23 protein-coding genes are annotated in these 19,402 nt (G+C 43.7%); 4 read left to right on the top strand and 19 right to left on the bottom strand.

Translation table 11 applies throughout. The annotated features are described in order from the left end of the window. The first annotated feature begins 61 nt into the window (after window positions 1-61). The gene (gene trkA, locus AALA56_RS01010; protein ID WP_369908351.1) at window positions 62-1,411 is read left to right on the top strand and encodes a Trk system potassium transporter TrkA; all 1,350 of its coding nucleotides are present in this window, start codon (window positions 62-64) and stop codon (window positions 1,409-1,411) included. 3 nt (window positions 1,412-1,414) lie between these two features. Beyond that, window positions 1,415-2,854 (top strand): TrkH family potassium uptake protein, encoded by a 1,440-nt coding sequence (locus AALA56_RS01015; RefSeq protein ID WP_369908352.1) that lies wholly within the window; start codon window positions 1,415-1,417, stop codon window positions 2,852-2,854. 26 nt (window positions 2,855-2,880) lie between these two features. Here AALA56_RS01015 and yidD read toward each other — a convergent pair whose 3' ends face one another. The 14 genes from yidD to AALA56_RS01085 all read right to left on the bottom strand — a co-directional run bounded on the left by yidD (window position 2,881) and on the right by AALA56_RS01085 (window position 12,513). Next, entirely contained in the window at window positions 2,881-3,120 is a 240-nt protein-coding gene (gene yidD, locus AALA56_RS01020) for a membrane protein insertion efficiency factor YidD (RefSeq protein ID WP_369908353.1), read from the bottom strand. Beyond that, window positions 3,117-3,839: a pseudouridine synthase gene (locus tag AALA56_RS01025; protein ID WP_369908354.1), complete on the bottom strand. Its 723-nt coding sequence runs from the start codon at window positions 3,837-3,839 to the stop codon at window positions 3,117-3,119. The genes yidD and AALA56_RS01025 overlap by 4 nt, the downstream gene beginning before the upstream one ends. Further along, window positions 3,836-4,408 (bottom strand): SMC-Scp complex subunit ScpB, encoded by a 573-nt coding sequence (gene scpB / locus AALA56_RS01030; RefSeq protein ID WP_369908355.1) that lies wholly within the window; start codon window positions 4,406-4,408, stop codon window positions 3,836-3,838. Before scpB ends, AALA56_RS01025 begins: the two co-directional genes overlap by 4 nt. A 7-nt stretch (window positions 4,409-4,415) precedes the next feature. Next, window positions 4,416-5,141 carry a segregation/condensation protein A gene (locus AALA56_RS01035; RefSeq protein WP_369908356.1) on the bottom strand — a complete coding sequence of 242 codons (726 nt, stop codon included), beginning with the start codon at window positions 5,139-5,141 and terminating at the stop codon, window positions 4,416-4,418. Beyond that, window positions 5,141-5,920 carry a site-specific tyrosine recombinase XerD gene (gene xerD, locus AALA56_RS01040; protein WP_369908357.1) on the bottom strand — a complete coding sequence of 260 codons (780 nt, stop codon included), beginning with the start codon at window positions 5,918-5,920 and terminating at the stop codon, window positions 5,141-5,143. Before xerD ends, AALA56_RS01035 begins: the two co-directional genes overlap by 1 nt. Beyond that, window positions 5,874-6,344: a cyclic-di-AMP-binding protein CbpB gene (gene cbpB / locus AALA56_RS01045; RefSeq protein ID WP_369908358.1), complete on the bottom strand. Its 471-nt coding sequence runs from the start codon at window positions 6,342-6,344 to the stop codon at window positions 5,874-5,876. The genes xerD and cbpB overlap by 47 nt, the downstream gene beginning before the upstream one ends. Next, window positions 6,341-6,859 carry a metallophosphoesterase gene (locus AALA56_RS01050; protein ID WP_369908359.1) on the bottom strand — a complete coding sequence of 173 codons (519 nt, stop codon included), beginning with the start codon at window positions 6,857-6,859 and terminating at the stop codon, window positions 6,341-6,343. The genes cbpB and AALA56_RS01050 overlap by 4 nt, the downstream gene beginning before the upstream one ends. Further along, complete coding sequence (locus AALA56_RS01055) at window positions 6,841-7,809, bottom strand: nucleoside-triphosphate diphosphatase (protein ID WP_369908360.1); 969 nt, start codon at window positions 7,807-7,809, stop codon at window positions 6,841-6,843. The genes AALA56_RS01050 and AALA56_RS01055 overlap by 19 nt, the downstream gene beginning before the upstream one ends. After that, complete coding sequence (gene racE / locus AALA56_RS01060; protein WP_369908361.1) at window positions 7,806-8,600, bottom strand: glutamate racemase; 795 nt, start codon at window positions 8,598-8,600, stop codon at window positions 7,806-7,808. The genes AALA56_RS01055 and racE overlap by 4 nt, the downstream gene beginning before the upstream one ends. Before the next feature lie 140 nt (window positions 8,601-8,740). After that, on the bottom strand, window positions 8,741-8,983 hold the full coding sequence (locus AALA56_RS01065; protein WP_369908362.1) for a YneF family protein: 243 nt from the start codon (window positions 8,981-8,983) through the stop codon (window positions 8,741-8,743). A gap of 85 nt (window positions 8,984-9,068) precedes the next feature. Continuing rightward, complete coding sequence (locus AALA56_RS01070) at window positions 9,069-10,319, bottom strand: diaminopimelate decarboxylase (RefSeq protein ID WP_369908363.1); 1,251 nt, start codon at window positions 10,317-10,319, stop codon at window positions 9,069-9,071. Window positions 10,320-10,430: 111 nt separating this feature from the next. After that, a complete protein-coding gene (locus AALA56_RS01075) occupies window positions 10,431-11,117 on the bottom strand; it encodes a Bax inhibitor-1/YccA family protein (protein ID WP_115270746.1) in 687 nt (228 codons plus the stop codon). A gap of 118 nt (window positions 11,118-11,235) precedes the next feature. After that, entirely contained in the window at window positions 11,236-11,739 is a 504-nt protein-coding gene (locus AALA56_RS01080; protein WP_369908364.1) for an HD domain-containing protein, read from the bottom strand. Between the two features lie 36 nt (window positions 11,740-11,775). Further along, window positions 11,776-12,513: a TrmH family RNA methyltransferase gene (locus AALA56_RS01085; RefSeq protein ID WP_369908365.1), complete on the bottom strand. Its 738-nt coding sequence runs from the start codon at window positions 12,511-12,513 to the stop codon at window positions 11,776-11,778. Window positions 12,514-12,565: 52 nt separating this feature from the next. On the opposite strand from AALA56_RS01085, the gene AALA56_RS01090 reads away from it, so the two are divergent. Together AALA56_RS01090 and yidC are read left to right on the top strand one after the other, a co-directional pair. Further along, window positions 12,566-12,844 carry an acylphosphatase gene (locus AALA56_RS01090; RefSeq protein ID WP_369908366.1) on the top strand — a complete coding sequence of 93 codons (279 nt, stop codon included), beginning with the start codon at window positions 12,566-12,568 and terminating at the stop codon, window positions 12,842-12,844. Window positions 12,845-12,930: 86 nt separating this feature from the next. Next, window positions 12,931-13,854 carry a membrane protein insertase YidC gene (yidC, locus tag AALA56_RS01095; protein ID WP_369908367.1) on the top strand — a complete coding sequence of 308 codons (924 nt, stop codon included), beginning with the start codon at window positions 12,931-12,933 and terminating at the stop codon, window positions 13,852-13,854. A gap of 73 nt (window positions 13,855-13,927) precedes the next feature. On the opposite strand, the gene greA is transcribed toward yidC, so the two are convergent. From greA to AALA56_RS01120, 5 genes are all read right to left on the bottom strand, one after another. Further along, window positions 13,928-14,410, bottom strand: coding sequence for a transcription elongation factor GreA (greA, locus tag AALA56_RS01100; RefSeq protein WP_115270756.1), 483 nt, complete (start codon window positions 14,408-14,410; stop codon window positions 13,928-13,930). 18 nt (window positions 14,411-14,428) lie between these two features. Then, window positions 14,429-15,964 carry an endolytic transglycosylase MltG gene (gene mltG, locus AALA56_RS01105; protein ID WP_440210892.1) on the bottom strand — a complete coding sequence of 512 codons (1,536 nt, stop codon included), beginning with the start codon at window positions 15,962-15,964 and terminating at the stop codon, window positions 14,429-14,431. An 870-nt stretch (window positions 15,965-16,834) separates the two neighbouring features. Then, window positions 16,835-17,317 (bottom strand): GNAT family N-acetyltransferase, encoded by a 483-nt coding sequence (locus tag AALA56_RS01110; protein WP_369908368.1) that lies wholly within the window; start codon window positions 17,315-17,317, stop codon window positions 16,835-16,837. Between the two features lie 70 nt (window positions 17,318-17,387). Then, a complete protein-coding gene (gene murC / locus AALA56_RS01115; RefSeq protein WP_369908369.1) occupies window positions 17,388-18,719 on the bottom strand; it encodes a UDP-N-acetylmuramate--L-alanine ligase in 1,332 nt (443 codons plus the stop codon). A gap of 29 nt (window positions 18,720-18,748) precedes the next feature. Then, entirely contained in the window at window positions 18,749-19,327 is a 579-nt protein-coding gene (locus AALA56_RS01120; protein ID WP_369908370.1) for a hypothetical protein, read from the bottom strand. Between the last annotated feature and the right edge of the window lie 75 nt (window positions 19,328-19,402).

Raw genomic sequence — 19,402 nt, forward strand, 5'->3', positions numbered from 1 at the left:
TCAGGGGTAGTTACTTTTTTGCAAAAAAAGAGTATGATAGAAAGATAACTCGGAGGTAAATATGAAGATTATTGTTGTCGGTGGCGGCAAGGTGGGTACAGCACTTTGTCGCTCACTTGTCGGCGAAAAACATGATGTCATTCTCATTGAGGAAAAAGAAAGTGTCCTCAAGCGTGTCACTAAGCGCTACGATATCATGGGGATTGTCGGCAATGGTGCAAACTTTAAGATTTTAGAGCAGGCTGAGGTCAAAAATTGTGATATTTTCATTGCCCTCACCGATAAGGATGAGCTTAATATGATTGCGGCTGTTTTGGCTAAGAAAATGGGCGCCAAAGAAACCATTGTGCGTGTGCGTAATCCTGAATACTCAAACGCCTACTTTAAGGAGAAAAACTTCCTTGGCTACTCCATGATTGTCAATCCAGAGCTTTTATCAGCTCGCTCGATTGCCAATATCGTTGACTTTCCAAATGCCCTGTCTGTTGAGCACTTTGCCAATGGGCGTGTCATGCTGATGGAGTTTAAGATTTCTAAAAACAGCAAGCTCTCTGACCTGACCATGAGCCAGTTTAGAAAACGCTTTGGCAATATCGTCATTTGTGCTATTGAGCGTGATGGACGTCTGCTCATCCCAAATGGTGAGGCAACTATCCAAGAGGGCGATACCATTTTTGTAACGGGAAATCGGATTGAGATGGTGCTTTTCCACAACTCTCTCAAATCCAAAATGGTTAACAGCATGATGTTGATTGGAGCAGGGCGGATTGCTTATTATCTGCTCAATCTCCTAAAAGACACGCACATAAAGGTCAAACTCATCGAGATTAACCGCCAACGTGCTGAACTCTTTAGTCAGGAGTTTCCAAATGTCAATATCGTCCTTGGTGACGGGACAGCAAAACCTATCCTCATGGAGGAAAACGTCACCCACTACGATGCGGTCGCTACCATGACAGGGGTCGATGAGGAAAATATCATCACGTCCATGTACCTAGAGTCGCTCGGTGTCAGCAAAAACATCACCAAGATTAACCGCACCAGTCTCTTAGAAATCATTGACCGCAAGGAGTTCTCAACTATCATCACGCCTAAGAACATCGCAGTGGATAGTATCATGCACTTCATCCGTGGACGCTACAATGCTAAGGACTCTAACTTGGAGTCGCTCCATCACGTGGCAAATGGTCGCATTGAAGCGCTGGAGTTTGAGATTACAGAGGCGACAAAAATTGTGGACAAGCCACTCTCCAGTCTCAAACTCAAATCAGATATTCTGATTGCAGCTATCATCCGACATGGAAAAGCCATCTACCCAACAGGTGAGGACAAACTGCAATGTAATGACAAGATTGTCGTGATTACCCTCAAACAAAACATCACACAGCTGAGTGATTTGATTGCGAGGTAGAGTATGAATCGACATATGGTACGTTATCTTCTCTCAAAATTGCTCTTTATCGAGGCTGCGCTCCTAGTTGTCCCACTGATTGTGGCGCTAATCTATCATGAGTCTCCTAAGATACTTCTGAGTATCCTTGCGACTATGGCTATCTTGCTGGTCATTGGAGCGATTGGAAATGGCTTTAAGCCTCGTGATCATCACATCTACACTCGTGAAGGGATGTTGATTGTCGCCCTTTGTTGGATTCTCTGGTCTTTCTTTGGAGCTTTGCCCTTTGTCTTTTCAGGGCAAATTCCAAATATCATTGACGCTTTTTTTGAGACTAGCTCAGGATTTACAACGACGGGGGCGACTATCTTACCAGATGTGAGTGTGCTATCGCATTCACTGCTTTTTTGGCGGAGCTTTACCCACCTCATCGGAGGGATGGGGGTGTTAGTTTTTGCCCTTGCCATTATGGAAAATAGCAAAAGCAGCTACCTTGAGGTCATGCGGGCTGAAGTGCCTGGACCAGTTTTTGGTAAGGTCGTCTCTAAGCTAAAGGAAACCGCACAAATCCTCTACATTCTCTACTTGATTATGTTTGCCATTTTTACGGTTATCCTTATCTTTGAGGGCATGCCTGTCTTTGATAGTTTTGTGACCGCTATGGGAACGGCAGGGACTGGAGGCTTTGCTGTTTATAACGACAGTATGGCTCACTACAACAGCCCACTCATCACCAATACCGTAGCTATTGGTATGTTGGTCTTTGGGGTCAACTTTAACCTCTACTACCTGCTCTTACTAGGTAAACTCAAAGCTTTCTTTAAAGATGAGGAATTGCGCACTTATCTAGGTATCGTGCTTGCGGCAACAGCTCTCATTGCGCTCAATGTCCTTGGTATGTATGATAACTTCACAGACGGTTTAGAGAAGGTCTTTTTTGAAGTGTCAACCATCATCACAACGACTGGTTTTGGAATTACAGACCTTGCGCATTGGCCTTTATTCTCCCAATGTATCTTGCTTCTTTTGATGTTTATCGGAGGTTCAGCGGGCTCAACAGCTGGGGGGCTCAAGGTCATGCGAGCTTTGATTTTAGCCAAAATCTCACGCAATCATATCCTCTCAAATCTCTACCCTAACCGTGTGCTGTCTCTGCATATCAATGGTAGTGTCATTGACAAGGAAACACAGCACGGCGTGCTCAAGTATCTGACCATCTACGGAGCGATTTTCTTGGCGCTTACTCTCTTTTTGAGCCTTGATAACAACAACTTCATGGTGGTGGTCAGCGCAGCAGCTTCTTGCTTTAACAATATCGGACCTATGCTAGGAACAACAGATACCTTTGCTATCTTTAGCCCTTTCTCAAAATTACTCTTATCCTTTGCCATGATTGCAGGGCGTCTTGAGATTTATCCTATCATCCTCTTGCTCCTACCTAGAACATGGTCTAAACTATAAAAAAATAGCGTGTGTCATTGACACCGCTATTTTTGTGATCGTCTGAGTGTAAAATGGTCTGGAACAGGGTCGTCTCCCCCCTTGACAAAGGGATGGCAACGCAAAATACGAGCGATTCCCATGACAAGCCCTTTTAAGCCATGCTTTTGCAGCGCCTCAATCATGTAGGCTGAGCAGGTAGGACGATAGCGACAAGTCGCTGGAAAGGCTGGGGAAATGTAGCGCTGATAGAGCTTAACAAGCCAGATAAAAAAACGTGTTATCATTTATGGTTGATGGCTGCGTTGTGCAGCTGACTGATTTCTTTTTTGCTTAATTTTCTAAACTCACCAGGTCGAATCCCTGCCAAATCCAGCGTCCCAAAGCGAATGCGTGAGAGCTTGTCTACTATAAACCCCACTTCTTCAAACATTTTCTTGACTTGGTGATTGCGCCCTTCGTGGATCGTCAGCTCAACCACCGAGCGGTTTTTCTCCTTGTCCACCTTGACGATATGATAGTGCGCTGGCTTTGTTTTCTTGCCATCAACCATAACCCCACGGGTCAAAGGACGCAAGTTCTCCTTGGTTGCAATACCCTTGACACGTGCCAGATAGATCTTGTCAATCTCATTTCTTGGGTGAATCATCTTATCGGTAAAGTCACCGTCATTCGTTAGAATAAGCAGCCCAGATGTGTCCCAATCGAGACGCCCAACAGGATAGATACGCTCTCTCACCTCAGGCAGCAAGTCCACGACGGTCTTACGTCCCTTTTCATCAGAGACACTTGAGATGACCCCACGAGGTTTGTTGAGTAGGTAGTAGACCTTTTCTTCGTTGTAGATAGGACTGCCATCAATCTCGACACGGTCGCTTGCTTTGACCTGTGTAGCAAGGTTGTCAACGACCTCACCATTGATCGTGACATGTCCGTTTTTGATCAGTTCTTCTGCCTTTCTTCGGCTAGCAACACCAGCATGTGCGATGTATTTGTTTATTCTCATTCTTGTTCTTCCCTTTCGTCTTCTTCGAGATTAAAAAGTGTCAACTCTTGGTCAATCAACTGGATATTAGAAGCGTCTACTAACTCATCGAGGTGATTGATTCCCATATAGTCGAGAAAATAATCCGTCGTCGCATAGAGCTTGGGACGTCCAATAACTTTTTTTTTCCCTATTTCCTTAATCAATCCAAAGGCTTGCAGTTTGCTAATGGCACCGCTTGAATTAACCCCTCGAATAGCGTCAACCTCAATGCGGGTAATTGGCTGCTTGTAGGCAATAATCGAGAGCACCTCAAGGCTAGCTCGTGACAAGGTTTGATTGATTGGTGAGCTGGCAAAATCCCTAAGCAAGTCTGAAAAACTGTCCTTTGTCACCAGCTTGTAGGTCTGTGAGGTCTCTAACAAGCAAAGACTAGAGTCTGCATCCTCTTCATAACGACTCGCTAATTTTTCCAGCTGCTGTGTGAGTGCTGTCGGTGTCAGCTCTAATAGCTCCGCTAACTGGCGTAAACTAAGCCCATCCTCACCTGCCACAAAAAGAAGTGCCTCTAATCGTGCTAAATAATTCATCTCGCCTTTATACCTTTTCTGTTTTATTTTCCTTAGGAAGTGCTAGGTAAATCTTACCAAAGTTTTCAGACTGCTTGACATCTACTTGCTGCAGCTTTATCAGCTCAAGCGTCGCTAAAAAGAGGGTAATCATCTCGTTTTTTTGCTGGCATGTCTCAAAAATTTCTTGTAAGCAAAGCTTTTGTTGACTGCCCAAGCGATACAGAAGATCCTCCATCATGTCCTCAATGCGATAGTCATCTCGCTCAACGACTGTATGCTGCTGCATAAGCGTCTCTTGCCGACTCGCCATGACCTTTGAAAAAGTCAAAAATAAATCCATGATGGTCTTGTCATGCGCTAGTGTCGTCTCCTCAAAGATGAGTTCTTGCTTGGGTTTGGAGTAAAATTGAGCCCGCTTATCGTGTTGCTTACCAAGCTCTTCGCTCAGCTCTTTAAACTTGCGATACTCCTCAATCTGGCTGAGCAGCTCCTGCTCCAAATCCTCCTCATTAGGGAGATTTTCAACAACCGTGGGCAATAACTTTTGACTCTTTATCAGCATGAGCTGGCTTGCCATAACCATATATTCGCTAGCAATCTCAAGCCGCATAGCTTTGAGTGTAGCAATGTAAGCCAGATACTGCTCGATAATCTCCACAATCGGAACATCGTAAATATCCACTTCGTATTTTGAAACAAGATGAAGAAGAAGATCCAGCGGACCTTCAAAATCTTTTAACTTAATATCCATTAAAAATATTTCTCCAGTGTCACTGCACTTTTCAGTCCTAACTGCTGTGCGATTTCTTGTGCTGTCTTTCCAGCAGCTTTTTCACCCAAGATATACTGCGTACGAAGCGACTGAGCTGTCTCATCGGCTATACCAATCGTCTCCAAATAAGCGCTCAATTTTTTAAAATACCACTGCCTTGAGTAAGGTTTCCCCTTATGAGAAAAGAGATAGCCTGTGTTTACCATCTTTTTTTCAAGACTTCTAACTAGGGGCTTAGGCAACTTGACAATACGCACACAGTCCTTTTTCTCAAGGCGGATAATGCCAAACTCAAGGTCAATTCTTTCACTGTCAAGGCGGGCAATTTCAGTCGGTGTCAGCCCCAACTCTACCATCAACAACGCTATCAGCTGACCATCTGTATCAGAAGTAGCAGCGTAAAAGAGAGACTTATCTAAAAGCTGTGGCTGCTTTGTGAGCTGAGGAGAGCTCGCTTGAGAGGCGACATGAAACTTATAAGCATAATCAAGAACTCCCTCCCTATACAAAAACCATAAAAACTGATTGAGCGTGGATTGTCTGCGCTTTTTGACAGCTGGTGACTTGGTCGAGAGCTTTTGCTCGTAGAGACGCAATTTCTCAAGCGTCAGTTGATTGTCAACATCTTCTAAAAACTGCTTGATGTCGTAGCGATAGTTCATTTGCGAATTTTGCGACAAACGCTTGTGCGCTAAAAAGTCATCTAACCAATCAGTCAGTTTCTTTTGGGATGAGGTCATAGTCGTTGGTAAAGTCATGAAGCAGGCTGTTAACAGCTTTTAAGATAGATTTTCGTGTGATAATCCCTTGAAAGACACCCTCGTCATCCACAACAGGCAAGAAAGGATAATCCACAAGCTTGTGCATAATTTCAGTCAAATCAGCGTCCTTATGCAAAGGCTCAATCTTGGTATTGACCATAGGCGCAATGTCACTACCAGTCACTTCCCAGTCTGACAAGTGGTGGCTAGCCTTATAGCTTAGCATATCAGCTATACTAATCGTACCCACGTAAATCTTGTCTTTTGTGATAACAGGGACACGTGACAAGCCGTTGGCACTTAAAACCAGCATGACATGGTCTGCATTGTGGGTATCAATAAAAATCGCCAGCTCATCCGCAAGAATCAGATAGTGCTCCAAATGTTTTAATAAAAAATCTTCAAACGGTTTTGCAATCATCGTGTAAACTCCTGTGATAATTGTGGGTATAGCTCATGGTTGCGGGTGTAAAAGTCTACTTTTATGGTCGTGTCTGTCACTGTGACAAAGGCATAGAGTTTTTCCATCACCTCACCTCGTGGCTGCAAGACACTTCCTGGATTGATAAAGACAATGTCCTCCATGCGCCAAGCACTGGCTCTATGCAAATGCCCATATAGACAAATATCAGCGCCAGCCTCTTGGGCAAATAAATCCAGTCTATCCCACATAAAGTTAATCTGATAGAGGTGTCCATGGGTCTGTGCAATTATTATCCCATTAAGCTCGACGACATTATTTTCAGGATAGCCGTCATCATAGTCACAATTGCCACGCACCACATAAATCCCATCCCAAATAGGGTCAGAGCTCTTGAGCTCAGAATCCCCATTATGGAAAATAGCATCTACCTCGCCTTGGTATCTATCCTTGATATCTTTGACAATGTCATAATCACCGTGTGAGTCGCTCATTACTACAAATTGTGTTGCCATTGTGGAAATACCTCCATCAGTTTTTTAACCGCCTGTCCTCTGTGAGATTGGGCATTTTTTTCTTCAGCAGAGAGTTCTGCTGCTGTACGTCCTGTGTGTCCAACCAGAAAAAGTGGGTCGTAGCCAAAGCCGTTTTCTCCTCTTGGCTCCACACCGATATAACCTTTCCAATCTGCTTCAACCACTAGGCTCTCTTTGTTGGGCGCTGCGACGACCAAGGTCGTGTGAAATTGAGCGCTTCTGTCTTCTGGCTCAAATACCATAGCCAGCTCATGGAGGAGCTTAGCGTTGTTCTTAGCGTCCGTGGCATCTGGTCCTGAAAAGCGAGCGGACCACACGCCTGGAAGCCCACCTAGCGCATCCACTTTGAGCCCTGAGTCGTCAGCCAGCACCATCTTACCCGTTAAGCGTGAGATGGTTTCTGCCTTGAGACGAGCATTTTCCTCAAAGGTCATGCCCGTCTCCTCAACCTCTGGCAAGTCTGGATAGTCGTTGAGGTTTTGTACGGTGATACCGAGCTTAGCAAATAACTGACGAAATTCTTTGGTTTTGCCTTCATTGCGTGTCGCAATCAAAATGGTATCGCCAAAATCAAGCTCAGCACCATCTAAGAAGGCTGACACCTCTACACCACCTTTTGGCACGTGAACAAACAGCACCTTATCATCCTCAACAACAAGCACCGCACCTTTATGAGCCACCGCTTTTAGCGAACGTTTTTCAAGCGCATTTATCAGCTCCAAATAAAAACGAATCAAGCGATAGGGAGAGCTGTATTTAATCACACCCAGTGCGATTTTAAAGTGATTGTCCTCATCTAATAGGAGATTGTTTAAAGATGTCACAATCATATCGATTTCATCTGAGAATGAAAATCTACACCCATCAACCTTGAGTTTTGCGACGTACCAATCTTTGTCATCTTTGTATTCAAATATTTTTTCTGTCATAAATCGATATGCTCCACGGTAATTTTTCTTCCCATCCATTGCTCCGCAATTTCTTTAAAGCCCTTGGGACTGGCTGTTGTGTAAAAGTGATGTTGCGCTTCTTTTTGCCTACGGTTGCGGTTAATCTCAAAGTAATTGAGCAAGACGGAAATATCATGCACCGTCTCTGCTCCGCTATCAATGAGCTTAACCGACTGCCCCATCACATTTTGGATAATCGGTCTTAATAAAGGATAATGCGTACAACCTAGAATGAGCGTATCAACCTTGCCTACTAGTGGCGCCAAGGTCTCATAAACCACCTTTTTTGCGACACTTGAAATCATCTGATTAGACTCAACGATAGGCGCAAACTTGGGACAAGAAAGGCTCTCCACCTCCATCTCAGGCGCTAGGCGCTGGATTTTTTCACGATAAGTGTCGGATTTAACCGTCATGGGAGTACCGATGACGCCGATTTTTCCTGATTGCGTAGACTTAATGGCTGCGCTAGCACCGGGCAAGATAACCCCCAAAACAGGAATGGTCAGCTGCTCTTTGATTTCCTTCCAGACAACAGCCGTTGCAGTATTGCAGGCAATGACAATCATCTTGACATTTTGTGTTAATAAGAAATTGACCATCTGCCAAGTGTATTCTCTGATTTGCTCGGCTGGTCTTGGACCATAGGGAGCACGTGCTTGATCCCCGATAAAAATAATCTCTTCTTCTGGCAGTTGCTTAAACATCTCTTTGACGACAGTCAAGCCACCAACACCAGAGTCCAAAAAACCGATTGGACGATTATCCATATCTTCTCCTTTTTTGCCTATCTTGCTAAAAAAGAGTTTGAGACCTCTGCCCCAAACTCTCTCATCATCTGAGCTAAGCCTGACCCGTTTTCAAGTTTAGTGGACACTGACTCACTCTTTTGGACAATCTTGTTGACTGTCTATTTTTTGCCTTTATTGGCAGCTGCTTTTGATTGTCTGATAATGTTGCGATAGGTTTGTTGAATCTTAGCTTCGCTTGTTTTTTGTCCCATTTGGCTCATCATCTCACGAATAGCATCTGGTGTTAGGCGAGGATATTCACTAACTTCTTTGGTGAACTGACGGCGAGCAATAAAAATTCCTCCAACAGCTCCCGCAAAGAGCGCAATGATAACCAATAAAATCCAAAGTGCAGTATTCATTCTAGCATTCTCCTCTATAAATTCTCTTACCCATTATACCAAAATAAAGATAGAGAGACAAGAAAACAAGCGCTTCCTTGCTATCTTATTTGTCAAAATCAAAGCCATACAAAGTGTTAAAATAATCCTCTGGCGTCTCAGCACGTCGAATCATACGAGCTGTGCCGTCTTCTTGTAGGAGAATCTCAGCCGAGCGCAGACGACCATTGTAGTTGTAACCCATTGAAAAGCCATGCGCTCCCGTGTCGTGGATGACAAGTATATCACCGATTCTCACTTCAGGCAATTCACGATTTTTGGCAAATTTATCATTGTTTTCACATAGAGAGCCAACCACATCAACTGTCTCCAGTGTTCCATCTGGATTAGAGAGATTGGTGATGTGATGATAAGCATCATACATGGCAGGGCGCAGGAGATTGACTGCACAAGCATCCAGTCCGATGTAGGTGCGATAGGTTTCTTTTCGGTGCAAGACCTTTGTGATGAGATGACCGTGTGGTGCTAGCATGTAACGTCCAAGCTCTGTGTAAATGCTGATATGACCTAGACCATTTGGCACCAAAATCTTATCAAACTGTTCGTGGACACCTTGTCCAATCGCAGCGATATCATTTTGGCGATTTTCTGATGTGTAATCCACACCGATACCGCCAGATAGATTGATAAAGTCGAGGCTGATACCAAGTTCATTTTTCAGCTCAACAGCCAGCTCAAAGAGCTGAGCGGCAAGCGTTGGATAGTAGTCATTGGTCACTGTATTGGACGCCAAAAAGGCATGAAGACCAAGGGAAGTGACGCCTTTGTCTGCTAATTCCTTGTAGCCTTTAAAGAGTTGTTCTTTGGTCATCCCAAACTTGGACTCTTCTGGATGATCCATGATGTCTGTGCCTAGCGCAAAGACACCCCCAGGATTGAAGCGAAGCGATACTTTATCCGGCAGACCACATGCTTTTTCTAAAAAGGCAATGTCCTCATAAGCGTCAAGGTTAATGGTCGCTCCAATCTCACGGGCATAGACAAACTCTTCTGGGCGTGTATCGTTTGAGGTAAAGCTAATCTCAGAAGCACTAAAACCCACTTTATGGCTCATCATCAGCTCCACATCTGTCGCACAGTCCACACCGCACCCCTCTTCTTTTAAAATCTTCAAAATCGTTGGATTGGGTGTTGCCTTGACCGCAAAATATTCTTTAAATCCCTCGTTCCATGAAAAGGCTGCATTTACCGCACGAGCCGTCTCTCTAATACCTTTTTCATCATAGAGGTGAAAAGGTGTTGGAAATTGCTCGGTGATAAGGTCTACTTGCTCTTTACTCACAAATGGTGTCTTCATATCGTATTCTCCTTTGGTGTATTGTTCTTATTATAACATAAAAATGATAATTTTATAGAAAATTCTGACAAGAAAGTCCACAAAAAAACTGGGTTACCCCAGTTTTTACTCTTAATCGTTATCGCCAAAGAGGCGTAGTAAACTTAGAAACAGGTTGATAAAGTCAAGGTAAAGATTTAGCGCCATCGAAATCGCCCAACCATCTGTTGTACGACCGCCTGTAGATTGGTAAACACGCTTGATAAGTTGATTGTCATAAGCAATCAAACCTGAAAAAATCGCAACTGATAAGAGACTGATGATATAGCTCATCGTGCCGTTAGCAAAGAAGATATTGAGCACACTTGCGATAATAACACCAATCAAAAGCGCCATAGCTGCCTTGGCAATGCCTGACAAATCACGTTTGACAACCACACCGATCAACGCCATCACTAAGAATACACCCATAGCTGATAAAAATGCCTGCAAAACAACAGCCTGTGCATAAGTAGCAATGATAAAGCTAAGCGTAAAGCCATTGAGCGCTGAATAAACTAAAAATAAAGGCAGAGCCGCTGGCGTATTCTTGCGAGCTGCGCTACTTGCGCTAAAGACTAAAACCAACTCTAGAATACACGCTCCGTAGTAAATCACAGGATTAGAGTAGCTGGCAATCAAATTATCTGTAAAGACATAAAGCATTAAGTACGACACAAAAGCAGACAGACCAATCCCCATGCCAACCAGTCCATAAATCTTGGCAAAGAAACGATTGAGACCAGCGTCGCTCTGTGTATAAATCACATTATCATTCATATCAATGTCCTCTCAACTTGTAATAGTCCTATTCTAACATAAAAGCTTCTTAAACGTCTATTATTTGTACCCTTTTTGAAAAATCAGGGAGATGAAAAAGCCAAGCAAAGCCCAGCTTTTAATGATGATGACTACCTAGCAGTTTTCTGCTGTAGGCAATCGGTTTTTTGAACCATTTTTTCAAGGGACGAGACGCTTCACGCACCGCCCAGTATTTGTCAACCATAGTGACGATATAGCCTTCCTTGTAGCGTGGTGGCGCAATGGTAGCTCCCCACATGTGTTTTAGGATAATATCTTCTTCACGTTTATTCAGTGTCGTGACTTTTCTAGCATTACGCACAGCAATGCGTGGGTGCACCCAAGCATGTCCTTTGTTGAACTTGGTTGTACGCCAATCGTAGTAGAAAAAGTCATGTAGCAGCCCACCACGTGCTGTGCTTTTAGCGTCCCAACCGAGACGCCTGGCAATTTTATAGCTGGTGTAGCTGACGTTTATCGAATGTTCTAGTCTAGTAGAGTGGTGATGTTGGACGATACCATCTAACTTTTGAAAGCGAGGATGGTCAATGAGTGGTCCAACAAGAGACATGTATTCTTTATCTTTTTTATAAGATTTCATCACAATCACCTCTGTAGTCTATTATACCACTTTGACTTAAATAAGGCTGAAAATAAGAATACCCGCAGCGACAGCGACATTGAGGCTTTCAGCCTGTCCAGGCATGTCGATATGCACCAGATAGTCAGCACAGCTTGCCATCTCGTCTGAGATACCTTGTCCTTCATTTCCCATAACAAGAGCAAAGGAAGAAAATTTTTCCAGCTGATGATAGTCGATCGAGTCTTTTGACAAGGTACTGGCTAAGAGTGGAATCTTGTGCTCCGTCACATCATCCAGCACACGAGACATGGGCATACGGTAGATAGGGAGATGAAAGTGGCTGCCCTGCATGGAACGCAAGGTCTTTTGGCTGTAGATGTCTGCTGACTTGTCAGAGACGATAACGGCATCAAAACCAGCAGCGTCCGCTGTGCGAATCATGGTACCGACATTTCCTGGGTCTTGCACATCCTCCAAAATCAAAAAACGCCCTGCGCTAGCCTGCCATTTTTTACTCTCTAGCGCTATTTCAGCGACGATACCTTGTGGCGTTTGCGACTCTGTCAGCTCTTTTAGCACATCATAGGAAACGACAACAACCTGTCCTTCATCACCTACACGCTCTAAAAACTCCTCCGTCACAAAGACACATAAAATAGCAGCTCCATTTGCCCTAGCTTCTTCGTATAAATGCCAGCCCTCAATCAAGTAGGATGTCTTACGATACTTTTTTTGGAGTAATTTTTTAGTCTTTTTGATGAGATTATTTGCTTTTGAGGTTATAATAGTCATAGAGAAAGTATAACACAAATCCCACAAGATTGAAAAAACAAAGGAGGAGAACATGAAAAAAGTACGTATGCTTGTGTCTGGGCGTGTTCAGGGAGTTGGCTTTCGCTACTCCACCTATGCTCTCGCACTAGAAATTGGTGACATCTACGGTCGTGTCTGGAATAATGATGATGGCACTGTTGAGATTCTTGCTGAGTCCGACGATAACAGCAAAATGGCTACCTTTATTAAAGGCGTCAGACAAGGTCCCTCTCAGTGGGCAAAGGTCACTTATGTGGATGTTAAGATGGACAACTTCCCCGATTATCACGATTTTAAAATCGCCAATTAAAAATCCGTCTCAAGAACTATTGTATTCTACCTAAAAAAAAAGTAAAATAGTAAGGTAAGACTAAATTTAGAAAAAGGATTATATCATTGAAAAAAAATACGAAGCGTCTTCTCTTCTCAGGGTTAGCACTATCCATGCTAGTGCTACTCTCTGGCTGTGTCAACGTTAAAAATGGTCAGCCAACTGGAACGGTTTGGAATGTCCTTGGTGTTCCCATGGCAAATCTCATTACTTTCTTTGCCAAAAATCAAGGTTTAGGATTTGGGGTTGCTATTATCCTTGTGACCATTATTGTTCGCTTGATTATCTTGCCACTTGGACTCTATCAGTCCTATAAAGCAAGCTACCAAGCTGAAAAGATGAACTATCTCAAACCTATCTTTGAGCCAATCAACGAGCGTATCCGCAATGCCACAACACAAGAGGAAAAAATGGCTGCGCAGACAGAGCTCATGCAGGCTCAGCGTGAAGCTGGCGTTAGCATGTTTGGTGGTATGGGATGTCTGCCACTGCTCATCCAAATGCCTTTCTTCTCAGCTATCTTTGTGGCGACTCGCTACACTGCAGGGGTTTCAGAAGCGACCTTCCTTGGGATGGACCTTGGTAAGCAAAACCTCATCTTGGTACTTATCATCGCTGCTCTCTACTATGTGCAGTCTTGGCTGTCACTCCAAGCTGCCCCTGAAACGCAACGCAGTCAGATGAAGACCATGACTTATACCATGCCACTGGTCATGCTCTTTATGTCTATCAGCCTGCCAGCAAGCGTCGCTCTTTACTGGTTTGTCGGTGGTATCTTTAGTATCATCCAACAGTTGATTACAACCTACATCATGAAACCACGTTTACGTCAGCGTGTTGAGGAAGAATACAAGAAAAATCCTCCTCGTGTCTCTACACCAAAACGTCGTAAAGACGTCACACAAAAACCAAAGAACACAAATCAAGCTGCCATCTCACAACAGCACAAAAAACGCAACGCTGGTAAACAGAAAAAACGTAAGAAATAAACCAAAACTCTCAAGGCTAACTTGAGAGTTTTTAGATAGCAGGAAATCCCAAGAGTAACTCTTGGGATTTTTCTTAGTTTGTTTTTTCAACGCTGATAATCTCAACGGTGTAATCACCAGCCGGTGACTCAATGACTGCTTGGTCACCAGTCTTTTTACCGATAAGGGCTTGTGCGATTGGGCTTTCGTTTGAAATCTTACCTGAGAAGATATCAGCTCCCGCTGCACCCACGATAACGTAAGTATCCTTGTCCGTTGTTCCCACTTCTTGGACAACAACTGTTTTTCCGATAGCCACTTCATCTTTGGCAACGGCATCGCTATCAATGATTTCTGCGTAGCGGATTTTAGTTTCAAGAGTTGAGATTTGTCCTTCAACAAAGGCTTGCTCGTCTTTTGCTGCGTCGTACTCGCTGTTTTCAGAAAGGTCACCGTAAGAGCGTGCAATCTTGATACGCTCAACGACCTCTGGGCGACGCACTAATTTTAACTCTTCTAATTCTTGTTCAAGCTGCTCTTTTTCAGCCTGTGTCATAGGATATGTTTTTTCTGCCATTGTTAATTACTCTCTTTTCTAATTTGAAATTTGACTGTTGACATATTTTTCAACATTTTTCTGATGGGTTTCATAGTCATTTGCATAATAAACCTTACCAGTCTTGACATCCGCTACAAAGTAGTAATAATCTGTACTTTCAGGATTGAGCACTGCCTTGATAGCTGAAAGTCCTGGACTGTCTACAGGTCCTGGCATGAGTCCTGTATGAGTATAATCATTATAAGGCGAATCAATGCTTGTGTCAATATTAGCGTCTTCAGAAAGTGTGGTGGTCTCACCAAGTTTACCCATTGCATATAAAACAGCAATGTTACTTTGAAGCGCTTGTCCAGCATTTAGACGGTTATAAAAGACGCTGGCAATGGTTCTTCTATCCTCATCCGTCTGCCCTTCCTTCTCAACAAGAGAAGCAAGTGTCAAGACTTGATTGACCGTCATGCCCTTTTCTGAAATGGTTGTGTAGTAGTTTGCAAGTGTCGTGTCCATGGTCTGAAGCATGGTATCGACCAAGTCTTTAAGGCTCGTCGCCTTATAGTAGTCATAGGTCGCTGGGAAGAGATAACCCTCAAGCTGGTAAACCGCTTCGTCTTTTGACGGTAGGTTAGCCAAAAGCTTAGGATATTTCTCAACCATCTCCTTGATAAAGGACTCGTCTTTCATCAACTTCAAGAAATCACTAGCACTATACGGTGTCTTGCTTGATTTCTTGCTGTTGGCATTGACCTCGATAGCTTTTGCAATCTGCTCGATAGTATAGCCTTCTTTGATGAGTACCTTACCAAGTACAGGCTGGGTTGGGCTGGTTGTCCCTTCCTTTTGGAGCGCTTTTGCAATCTCATCAAGCGACATACTCTTTTGCAAGTTAAAGTAGCCACTTTGGTAATTGCTATAATTTTTAAACTTAGAATAATAGTTAAAAATCGTAGCATTTCGGATAAGACCTTTTTTCTCCAAAATTCGCCCAATCATCTTGGTACCAGAGCCTGCTGGAATCTCGACTTGTACATAGTCTGTTGATTTGCTATTAACTGGCTTTAAGCTGTTTGAGATATAGTACGCCCCAAATCCACCAACCGCTAATAAAATAACTAGGGTTATGGAAATGATATATAAGGCTAACTTTTTAGCGAGACTCTCACGTCTCTGGCGCTTCTTTTGCACCAACTTTTTCTTTCTACGTTTCCCCACACTCTCCTTCAACTCTTCCTCATCTGACTCAGATACAGCTACTTTGCTAGAACCTTCAGAAACAGGAGTCTCTGTTGAAACCTCTTGCTCCACCTCTGCTGTAGGCTTGTCCTCAACTGGTGGAAAGGCTACAGGAGTGCCATCCTCGAGTTCGGGGCTGAAGACTTTCTCCAAGTTATCTAGCACCTGGTGTACCTCGGTACGTCCCGCAGTCACATCAAGTAGCGACTCGCTTTCAGATGAGATTTCCTCTTCAAATTCTTCAGACTGAGCGAGCTTGACTTCGATGGCCTCAGTTTCTGGCTGTTCATCAGAGACGCTAGGAGCGGTCTCAAGGGGCGCTTCATAGCTAACTGGTGCCATCTCAGATACTTGAGGCTCTGGTTCTGTTGGTAGCTCGCTAGCAGGCTCCACAGCAGAAGCCTCAGATACTTCAAGCTCTGGGCTAAAGACTTTTTCCAGATTATCCAACACTTGATGAACTTCGGTACGCCCTGCAGTCACATCAAGCAGCGAATCAACTTCTAGCCCCGCACTGTCATTAGCAGCGAGATTGTCAACTTCTATCTGGTCATCAGAGGCTGAGATAGGATGAACTGTAAATGTTTCTGACGCTTGGTATGTACCAACATCAGATTCAGACGTTGTCCTATCATCTTGCTCAACTTCTTCTATATTTCCCAAGGTTTGATGAACATCATCTTCTGAAGTCTCATCAATTGAAGGCTCACTCTCTTGCGACGCACTTTTTTCAACCTGAGCAAGGTCTGTCTCATTCCAATCAGGAACAAAGGTCGCACGAGGCAAGCTGCTCTCACTCGCAAGCTCAGAGGTCTCCTCTAAAGGTTGGATTAAATCTTCCGAGGAAACTGGCTGATCGTTACTTTCTGAGGTCCTAAGGAGCTCTGTCTCCTGCGTCTCAAAATTATCACTTTCAGATGATGTCGTATTGATAAGATTAGGTTGGGAATCCTTTTTCAATTGTTGTGCTAACAGGTTGGCTTCTTCTTGCTGTTTTAGCTGTTCTTGGTAAGCTCTCTCCTCACGCTCCTGTCTGATACGGGTGGCTTCTTCCAACTCCGCTAGGATGCGCTCTTTAAAGCTGCCAAACTCCTGTTTAGCCCTCTGCTTGTCGTCTTGATTATCCGCCAAAGCATCGTCCTCCTAATAGTAATCAAGCTATTATACCTTAAAAAGCTAGTAAAATCAAGCTCTAGCGCTGTAGCGAGCTGCTTAGCAGTACCAGAGCATATTGTACCAAGTCGCTTGACCATGCGTTGAGAGTGACTGTCCTTCATCGCAAAAGCCATTCATCTCATAGTAGCCAATCAGCTCCTCATGGCAAGTAAGCGTAATGCCTTTAGCTTGTCTGGCTACAGCCACATCCTTTAGCGCCGCAAGCATAGCTGTTCCAATACCTTGCTTTTTATAGTTGTTTGAGACTGACAAGCTCATCACAGCAATAAAGCCACCCTGCGCTGGATTTTTAGTGACTGCCTCAAACAGAGCGTCGTCTAGGTACTTATCAAAAGTCACAGCACCCACAACATAGCCAGCAATCTCGCCCCCTATCTCAGCAACTAAAAAAGTATCTGCTAGACGCTCTATCCGCTCTCTCATCGCCTGCGAGCTTGCTGCCTCACTAGCTGAGAAATTTGCTCTCTCGATCTGACAGATGGTCTCAAAATCATCTGGTTTTACATTTCTAATCATCATATACTTCTCCTACAAACAAGACTGAGTCTTACTAGACCCAGTCTTTACTATCAACCGTTGAGGTGAGATCTTATTGTCTATTTTTAGTCAAGCTTGCAAGCAACTCCTCAAAAGAGCGCTCGTAGAGCTGAATGTCCCCAGCTCCCATAAAGACGTAGACAGCGTCGTCATGGTCAAGGAGCGGTGAGACATTTTCCACTGTAATCACCTGTGCTGGCTTGACAATCTTAGCTGCCAAGTCCTCAACCTTAACATCGCCGTGGTCCACCTCACGTGCAGAGCCGTAAATCTGCGCTAGATAGACGCTATCCGCTTGGTTGAGTGCTTCTGCAAACTCATCTAAGAGAGCAATGGTACGTGTAAAGGTATGCGGTTGGAAAATCGCCACAATCTCACGAGATGGGTATTTTTGACGTGCCGCATCCAGTGTTGCAATGATTTCAGTTGGATGATGGGCAAAGTCATCAATGATGGTAGTGCCGTTGACAACCTTTTCAGTAAAGCGACGTTTAACGCCAGAGAAAGTCTTTAAGTGCTCAGCTACTAGCTCCATATCAATCCCTACGACATACAAGTTAGCAATAACAGCTGTCGCATTGAGGATATTGTGACGTCCAAAAGCTGGCACATGGAAAGTCCCTAAGACTTTACCATCGTGCTTCACCTTGAAATCAGAACCGCTTGTTGTACGTGTGATGTCAAAAGCAGTAAAGTCGTCATTGTCATTGAAACCGTAATAATAAATCGGTGCGTCAGACTCAATCTTACGAAGATAAACATCGTCTCCGTAAAGGAACAAGCCTTTTTTCACCTGCTTAGCATAGTCGTTAAAGGCATTAAAGACGTCATCAATGCTCGTGAAATAGTCTGGATGGTCAAAGTCAATGTTGGTGATGATAGAGTACTCTGGGTGATATGGCATGAAATGGCGCTCGTACTCATCCGACTCAAAGACAAAGTACTTAGCATCCTTAGAGCCACGCCCTGTCCCGTCCCCGATAAGGTAAGACGTATCTGTGATGTTTTTGAGAACATGTGATAAAAGCCCTGTAGTTGAGGTCTTACCGTGCGCTCCAGCCACACCTAGACTTGTAAACTGCTCCATAAAATGCCCTAAAAACTCATGGTAGCGTTTAAACGGGATATTATTGTTAATAGCGTAAGCAACTTCTACATTGTTATCTTCACGAAAGGCATTTCCAGCAATCAACTCAACATCTTCTGTGATATTTGCCTCAGAGAAAGGGAGAATGGTAATACCTGCTTGCTCTAAGCCACGCTGTGTAAAATAATACTTTTCAACGTCGCTTCCTTGAACCTTGTAGCCCATTTGATGAAGCATTAGGGCAAGCGCACTCATTCCTGAGCCTTTAATTCCGATAAAATGATAGATTTTTGACATATTTTTTCCTCTTTAAGATAACAGATAAACTAGCCTTCAAAACGAGCTAAGTTCAGCTCTTGAGCAGGCTCATGGAGTGTTTGTTTATCTTTTGGATTATAGATTTGACTTGTTTTCAAGAAATCATAATTATTTTTTTTCGACTTGATAGCGGGCTTATTTTGAGGTTCTTTGTAAACCGTTGGCAACTCAGCTAAGATATAGCTGTCTTGCGATAGTCTGCTAGAGTACTTGGCATAATCGCCCTGACGTTTCTTTTTGGTAGGCACAGAAACCACTTTTTTAGGCATTTCAAAGCCTGTGGTTTTGGTGATGTCCTTGGTCAGATAGGTCTGACGTTTCTTTTTGACATCTACTTTTGCCTGCTGTCTTGCTTGTCTAGCGTAGGACTTACCACTATCAATGTCTTTTTGATGACGCTGGGCTTGTCTTTGATTTGGCTGCAAGGTCTTGTGACTTGGTTTGATATCATCGTAAGATTTTTCATGGTAAACTCCATGAATATTACTAATCAAATCTTCGTTGTCATACAAGGACATTACAGTCTCTTCTGTACTGACTGGCTCACCATCCGCTACTAGCGGAAACGGTCTTCTGTCTTTGTGCATAGCGTCACCCTCTCTAATACAATTTCTTTTAAACATGGCAGCAAGATTTTCTTGCTACGACGTGTCATCCTTTAT

The sequence above is a fragment of the Streptococcus hyointestinalis genome (assembly GCF_041225505.1).
Lineage (GTDB): Bacteria > Bacillota > Bacilli > Lactobacillales > Streptococcaceae > Streptococcus > Streptococcus hyointestinalis_B.

What these genes read in the sequence shown, in the direction of transcription:
- trkA (WP_369908351.1), top strand. Translation starts at nt 62, where the DNA reads ATGAAGATTATTGTTGTCGGTGGCGGCAAGGTGGGTACAGCACTTTGT.
- AALA56_RS01015 (WP_369908352.1), top strand. Translation starts at nt 1,415, where the DNA reads ATGAATCGACATATGGTACGTTATCTTCTCTCAAAATTGCTCTTTATC.
- yidD (WP_369908353.1), bottom strand. Translation starts at nt 3,120, where the DNA reads ATGATAACACGTTTTTTTATCTGGCTTGTTAAGCTCTATCAGCGCTAC.
- AALA56_RS01025 (WP_369908354.1), bottom strand. Translation starts at nt 3,839, where the DNA reads ATGAGAATAAACAAATACATCGCACATGCTGGTGTTGCTAGCCGAAGA.
- scpB (WP_369908355.1), bottom strand. Translation starts at nt 4,408, where the DNA reads ATGAATTATTTAGCACGATTAGAGGCACTTCTTTTTGTGGCAGGTGAG.
- AALA56_RS01035 (WP_369908356.1), bottom strand. Translation starts at nt 5,141, where the DNA reads ATGGATATTAAGTTAAAAGATTTTGAAGGTCCGCTGGATCTTCTTCTT.
- xerD (WP_369908357.1), bottom strand. Translation starts at nt 5,920, where the DNA reads ATGACTTTACCAACGACTATGACCTCATCCCAAAAGAAACTGACTGAT.
- cbpB (WP_369908358.1), bottom strand. Translation starts at nt 6,344, where the DNA reads ATGATTGCAAAACCGTTTGAAGATTTTTTATTAAAACATTTGGAGCAC.
- AALA56_RS01050 (WP_369908359.1), bottom strand. Translation starts at nt 6,859, where the DNA reads ATGGCAACACAATTTGTAGTAATGAGCGACTCACACGGTGATTATGAC.
- AALA56_RS01055 (WP_369908360.1), bottom strand. Translation starts at nt 7,809, where the DNA reads ATGACAGAAAAAATATTTGAATACAAAGATGACAAAGATTGGTACGTC.
- racE (WP_369908361.1), bottom strand. Translation starts at nt 8,600, where the DNA reads ATGGATAATCGTCCAATCGGTTTTTTGGACTCTGGTGTTGGTGGCTTG.
- AALA56_RS01065 (WP_369908362.1), bottom strand. Translation starts at nt 8,983, where the DNA reads ATGAATACTGCACTTTGGATTTTATTGGTTATCATTGCGCTCTTTGCG.
- AALA56_RS01070 (WP_369908363.1), bottom strand. Translation starts at nt 10,319, where the DNA reads ATGAAGACACCATTTGTGAGTAAAGAGCAAGTAGACCTTATCACCGAG.
- AALA56_RS01075 (WP_115270746.1), bottom strand. Translation starts at nt 11,117, where the DNA reads ATGAATGATAATGTGATTTATACACAGAGCGACGCTGGTCTCAATCGT.
- AALA56_RS01080 (WP_369908364.1), bottom strand. Translation starts at nt 11,739, where the DNA reads ATGAAATCTTATAAAAAAGATAAAGAATACATGTCTCTTGTTGGACCA.
- AALA56_RS01085 (WP_369908365.1), bottom strand. Translation starts at nt 12,513, where the DNA reads ATGACTATTATAACCTCAAAAGCAAATAATCTCATCAAAAAGACTAAA.
- AALA56_RS01090 (WP_369908366.1), top strand. Translation starts at nt 12,566, where the DNA reads ATGAAAAAAGTACGTATGCTTGTGTCTGGGCGTGTTCAGGGAGTTGGC.
- greA (WP_115270756.1), bottom strand. Translation starts at nt 14,410, where the DNA reads ATGGCAGAAAAAACATATCCTATGACACAGGCTGAAAAAGAGCAGCTT.
- mltG (WP_440210892.1), bottom strand. Translation starts at nt 15,964, where the DNA reads ATGGCACCAGTTAGCTATGAAGCGCCCCTTGAGACCGCTCCTAGCGTC.
- AALA56_RS01110 (WP_369908368.1), bottom strand. Translation starts at nt 17,317, where the DNA reads ATGATGATTAGAAATGTAAAACCAGATGATTTTGAGACCATCTGTCAG.
- murC (WP_369908369.1), bottom strand. Translation starts at nt 18,719, where the DNA reads ATGTCAAAAATCTATCATTTTATCGGAATTAAAGGCTCAGGAATGAGT.
- AALA56_RS01120 (WP_369908370.1), bottom strand. Translation starts at nt 19,327, where the DNA reads ATGCACAAAGACAGAAGACCGTTTCCGCTAGTAGCGGATGGTGAGCCA.